Consider the following 301-nt stretch of genomic DNA (forward strand, 5'->3'; position numbering starts at 1 on the left):
AAAGGTTGTGTGCTAAATTTCCATAATTAGTTAATAGTAATAGTACTTCTGTATCAATGTCTAACCTTCCAACGGGCAATAAATAATAAGTTTTAAAATCTGTAATTAAATCTAAAACAGTTTTTTGTTTTAAATCTTCTGTAGCACTAATATATCCTTTAGTTTTATTTAACATATTTTACCTAAATTTCGTGTAATTTATTATATTGTTTTAATATTTAATATAAACTTTTTTTTCATCAATTTACTTATCATTGGACTTTAAAATAATATCATTAACAGTAATATTTCTTAATTTAAT

At 20.3% G+C, this 301-nt stretch carries 1 protein-coding gene; it reads right to left on the minus strand.

All coding sequences use genetic code 11. From position 1 onward, the window contains the following. A partial coding sequence (locus AYC60_RS09585) for a pseudouridine synthase (protein WP_414162578.1) occupies positions 1–175 on the minus strand: 175 nt, incomplete at its 3' end. Positions 176–301 lie beyond the last annotated feature (126 nt).

This window comes from Streptobacillus felis, assembly GCF_001559775.1.
Classification (GTDB): Bacteria; Fusobacteriota; Fusobacteriia; order Fusobacteriales; family Leptotrichiaceae; genus Streptobacillus; species Streptobacillus felis.